Below are 4,830 nucleotides of genomic sequence, written 5' to 3'. Positions count from 1 at the left end.
GGGCTAGAGCCTCCTGGAAGCCTGCAGTGCCTGGTCCTTCTGCTCGACCTCCACCGCCATCTGGGCGCGGTAGGCGGCGAACTTCTCGCGCAGGGAGGAGTCGGTGAGGGAGAGGATCTGCACGGCGAAGAGGGCGGCGTTTTTGGCCCCCGCCTTGCCGATCGCCATGGTGGCCACCGGGATGCCGCCCGGCATCTGCACGGTAGCGTAGAGGGCGTCCATGCCGCTCAGCGGTCCTCCCCCCATCGGCACGCCGATCACCGGCAGGGTGGTCTCCGCGGCAACCACCCCCGCCAGGTGCGCGGCCATGCCGGCGGCGGCGATGATCAGCTGGATGCCGCGGCCGGCCGCCTCGTGGGCGAGCTTGCCGGTCCGCTCCGGCGAGCGGTGCGCCGAGGATATGCGCATCTCGAAGGGGACGCCGAACTCGGTGAGGACCTTGGCGGTCTCCTCCATGGTCGGCACGTCCGAATCGCTTCCCATCACAATCAGTACAACCGGGTTACTCATAAAGTCTCCTGTTCTCAGGTCGGACCTGTCAGACCTGTCGGACGGGTCCGAAAGCTACCTGTTGATGGCTTTGGCGCCGATGTCTTTGCGGCAGTGCATGCCGGGCCAGCTGATTTTGGACACCCCCTGGTAGGCGCGGTCGATGGCTTCCTGCACGCTGTCGCCCAGGGCGGTCACTCCCAGCACCCGGCCGCCTGAGGTCACCACCCCTTGCGCGCCCTGCTTGGTACCGGCATGGAAGACCACCAGCTCCTCGAGCTTGGCCGCCTCGTCCAGGCCGGCGATGACATCCCCCTTGCGGTAGTCAGCGGGGTATCCCTCAGCTGCCAGCACCACGCAGACCGCGGCCTTGTCGTGCCATTCCACCTCCACGCCGGAAAGATCGCCCTCGGCGACCGCCAGCAGGATCGGCACGATGTCGGACTTCATCCTCATCAAGAGCGGCTGGCACTCCGGGTCGCCGAAGCGGGCGTTGAACTCCAAGGTCTTGACCACCCCTCCGTCCACCATGAGCCCTGCGTAGAGGACCCCCCGGTAGGGACGCCCCTCGGCCGCCATGCCGTCCACCGTGCGCCTCATCACCTCGGCCATCGCCTTCTCGTGGATGTCGGGGGTCACCACCGGAGCAGGGGAGTAGGCCCCCATGCCGCCGGTGTTGGGCCCCTTGTCGCCGTCGAAGACCGCCTTGTGGTCCTGGGCGCTCGCCAGGGGGATGATGATCTTGCCGTCGGTGAAGGCGAGGAAGGAGGCCTCTTCACCCTTGAGGAACTCCTCGATCACCACCCGGGAGCCCGCCGCGCCGAAGGCGTTGCCGGAGAGCATGTCGGTGACGGCGGCCACCGCCTCCTCGCGGGTCTGGGCGATGATGACCCCCTTGCCGGCGGCCAGGCCGTCGGCCTTGATGACGATGGGGATGCCGGTTTTGTCGATGAACTCGATGGCCGGATCAACCTCGGTGAAGACTTCGTAGGCGGCGGTCGGCACCTGGTACTTCTTCATCAGGTCCTTCGAAAAGGCCTTGCTCGCCTCGATGATGGCGGCGTTCTTCCTGGCGCCGAAGACCTTCAGGCCGTGCTCCTCGAAGAGATCAACCAGCCCCATGGAGAGCGGCAGCTCCGGCCCGACCACGGTGAGGCCGACCCCCTCCTCCAGGGCGAAGGCCAAAAGCCCCTGCAGGTCGTCCACCGCGATATCCACGTTCTTCGCCAACTGCGCGGTGCCGGGGTTGCCCGGGGCGCAGTAGACCTTTTCAACCAGCGGCGACTGGGCGATCTTCCAGACCAGTGCGTGCTCGCGCCCGCCGCTACCAACTACCAAAACCTTCATAAGCAAACTCCTTTAGAGGCAATGGAACGCGGATGACGCGGATTAAACGGATTTTCACGGGTCAACCTACAAGATTTGGGGTTACCCCCAAGACTTTTTTTTGCCTGATCCGCGGTTATCCGCACAATCCGCGTCATCCGTGTTCCATGCTTTTGACGTTAATCCTTGCCTAGTGCCTGAAATGCCTCATCCCGGTGAACACCATGGCGATGTTGTGCTCGTCGGCGGCGGCGATCACCTCGGCGTCGCGCATGCTGCCGCCGGGCTGGATCACCGCGGTGACCCCCACGGAGGCCGCGTTGTCGAGGCCGTCACGGAACGGGAAGAAGGCGTCGGAGGCCATCACCGCCCCCTGCACGGGAATACCGGCGTGCTCCGCCTTGATGGCTGCGATGCGGGCCGAGTTGACCCGGCTCATCTGGCCGGCGCCCACGCCGACGGTGGCGTTGCCGCGCCCGTAGACGATGGCGTTCGACTTCACGAACTTGGCCACCCGCCAGGTGAACAGGAGATCTTCCATCTCGGCGTCGGTCGGCGCCCTTTTGGTGACCACCTTCAGCTCGCTGAAGAGCTCCAGGTCGGCGTCCTGCACCAGCATGCCGCCGTTCACCCGCTTGAAGTCCAGGCGAGCAGCCGGCTGCTCCGGCCAGAAGCCGCACTCCAGCAGGCGCACGTTCTTCTTGGCGGAGACCACCTCGCTGGCCGCCTCGGTTACCTTGGGAGCGATGATCACCTCCACGAACTGGCGGTCGACGATGGCGCGGGCGGTGGTCTCGTCCAGCTCGCGGTTGAAGGCGATGATGCCGCCGAAGGCGGACTCGGGGTCGGTCTTGTAGGCGGCCTCGTAGGCCTCCAGGATGTTGCCGGCCACCGCGACGCCGCAGGGGTTCGCATGCTTGACGATCACGCAGGCGGGGCCTTCGCTGAACTGCTTCACGCACTCGAGCGCCGCGTCGGTGTCGCCGATGTTGTTGTAGGAGAGTTCCTTGCCCTGGATCTGGCGGGCGGTGGCGATGGAGGCCTCCTTGGAGCCCTTCTCGACGTAGAAGGCGCCGGACTGGTGCGGGTTCTCGCCGTAGCGCATCCCCTGGGCCAGCTGGTACTGCACGGTGAGGGTGTCGGCGTAGGGGGCGACCCCTTCGCCGGTGCGGGCGCCCAGCCAGTTGGAGATGGCGCCGTCGTAGGCGGCGGTGTGCTGGTACACCTTGACGGCCAGCTTGAAGTTGGTCTCGCGGGAGACACTGCCGCCGCTCTCCTTCATCTCGGCCAGCACCTTGTCATAGTCGGCATGGTCGACGATCACGGTGACGTCGCGGTTATTCTTGGCGGCGGAGCGGAGCATGGTGGGGCCGCCGATGTCGATGTTCTCGATGGCGTCCTCCATGGTGCACCCTTCCTTGGCCACGGTCGCCTCGAACGGGTAGAGGTTCACCACCACCATGTCGATCGGCTCGATGCCGTGCTCCTGCATCTTGGCCACGTGCGCCGGATTCTCGCGCATGCCGAGGATGCCGCCGTGGACCTTGGGATGCAGCGTCTTGACCCGGCCGTCCAGCATCTCGGGGAAACCGGTGAACTCGGAAACGTCCTTGACCGGGACTCCGGCGTCACGCAGCATCTTCGCCGTACCGCCGGTGGAGAGGATCTCCACGCCATACCCTGCCAGGGCCCGGGCGAACTCCAGCACCCCGGTCTTCTCCGATACGCTGATCAGCGCGCGTCCAATCTTTGCCATAACTACTCCTTTGCTGTTTGAATTTATCTTTACACGCAGAAAAAAATTATACCCGACCCTCAAAAAAGCATGACCACAGAGGACACAGAGGTCTCACTGGGGACACGGAGGGAAAAATCACATTTTAAATAGAACGAAGAAAACCTTTTCAGGAAGAAGGGTTTTGATGTACAACGTCGTCGAGGTTAGATGATGACCGAAAACTGGGACATGTTTGCGGCCTTTTAAAGGATTTCAGCCTTTCCTCCGTGTCCTCTCTGGATATTCCTCTGAGTCCTCTGTGGTCAGGCTTTAGTTTTAGGAAAATCGATATTGGCCAGGAACCGCTTCTCGAAAACCGGCGTGCCGGAGAGCGGGATCACCCGAACGGTGGCCGCCAGGGCTTCCACCTTGGCCACGCCGTCCGGCTCGGTAAGCAGGCGTTCCACGCCCGCGAGCGCTCCCTCTCGTACAAATCCGCTGATTCTTACCATGTTTTCGCTGAAAATTCCAACGTTTTTTAGCATCTCGGGGGAGAGCACCGCGCCGAAAGAGCCGGTCAGCACGACCTCGGAAAGCTCCCCGAAAGAAAGCCCCCCCTTTTCGAGCAGGATCTCCATCCCACCCCGCATCGCCCCCTTGGCAAGCTGCAGTGCACGGATGTCCTCCTGGCTCAGGTAGACCACCCTTTTGGCGTCGCGGTGCAGCACGAAAGCCGGCGCTCCCTCCACCTCCTGCACCCGGTTGGCGAGGTTGGACGGTATCTCCGAGGGTGGCAGGAGCCGGCCGCTGGGGTCGATCACCCCGGCGGAAAGCAGGGCTGCCACCGCGTCCAGCACGCCCGAGCCGCAGATGCCGCGGGCGGGCTCCCCGGCAATGGTGGTGAGCCGGAGACGGTCGCCCTCGATGCCGACGGCACTGATGGCGCCCGGCAGCGCCGGCATGCCGCAGCTCAGGTTACCCCCCTCGAAGGCTGGGCCGGCCGCGGCCGAGGTCGCCAGGAAGCGCTCGCCGTCGAAGAGTGCCATCTCCGCGTTGGTCCCCAGGTCGAGATAGAGGGCCCCTGAGCGCGGTGCGCGGCTGAGGCCGAACAGAAAGGCGACCAGGTCGCCACCCACGAAGCCGCCGGGAAGGGGAAAGAGATAGGCGGGCAGATTGCGCCGCCAGCCGAGCTCCAGCGTGGTGGCCATCCTCCCCTGGGTGAAGAGCGGGCGAAAGGGGGGATAGGCGAGGGAAGCGACCGGCAGGCCGAGGGCGAGGTGTTCCATGGCGGGGTTCCC

The 4,830-nt window shown here is 64.8% G+C and carries 4 protein-coding genes; all 4 read right to left on the bottom strand.

The window, feature by feature from the left end; translation table 11 throughout:
- Positions 1–3: 3 nt before the first annotated feature.
- On the bottom strand, positions 4–510 hold the full coding sequence (purE, locus tag VJ604_RS05840) for a 5-(carboxyamino)imidazole ribonucleotide mutase (RefSeq protein WP_324080584.1): 507 nt from the start codon (positions 508–510) through the stop codon (positions 4–6).
- A 54-nt stretch (positions 511–564) separates the two neighbouring features.
- Entirely contained in the window at positions 565–1,836 is a 1,272-nt protein-coding gene (gene purD, locus VJ604_RS05835) for a phosphoribosylamine--glycine ligase (RefSeq protein WP_324080582.1), read from the bottom strand.
- Positions 1,837–2,005: 169 nt separating this feature from the next.
- A complete protein-coding gene (purH, locus tag VJ604_RS05830; RefSeq protein ID WP_324080580.1) occupies positions 2,006–3,571 on the bottom strand; it encodes a bifunctional phosphoribosylaminoimidazolecarboxamide formyltransferase/IMP cyclohydrolase in 1,566 nt (521 codons plus the stop codon).
- A 284-nt stretch (positions 3,572–3,855) separates the two neighbouring features.
- Positions 3,856–4,830: ASKHA domain-containing protein (locus VJ604_RS05825; RefSeq protein WP_324080578.1), on the bottom strand; the 975-nt coding region annotated here is incomplete at its 5' end.

The organism is Geomonas sp. (assembly GCF_035254065.1).
In the GTDB taxonomy this organism is placed as follows: Bacteria; Desulfobacterota; Desulfuromonadia; order Geobacterales; family Geobacteraceae; genus Geomonas.
The sequence above is the reverse complement of the archived record's forward strand: the minus strand, read 5'-3'. Positions and strand labels throughout refer to the sequence as shown.

Bases quoted from the DNA above. Each gene is read 5' to 3' on its own strand.
- purH (WP_324080580.1), bottom strand. From the start codon at position 3,571: ATGGCAAAGATTGGACGCGCGCTGATCAGCGTATCGGAGAAGACCGGG.
- purD (WP_324080582.1), bottom strand. From the start codon at position 1,836: ATGAAGGTTTTGGTAGTTGGTAGCGGCGGGCGCGAGCACGCACTGGTC.
- purE (WP_324080584.1), bottom strand. From the start codon at position 510: ATGAGTAACCCGGTTGTACTGATTGTGATGGGAAGCGATTCGGACGTG.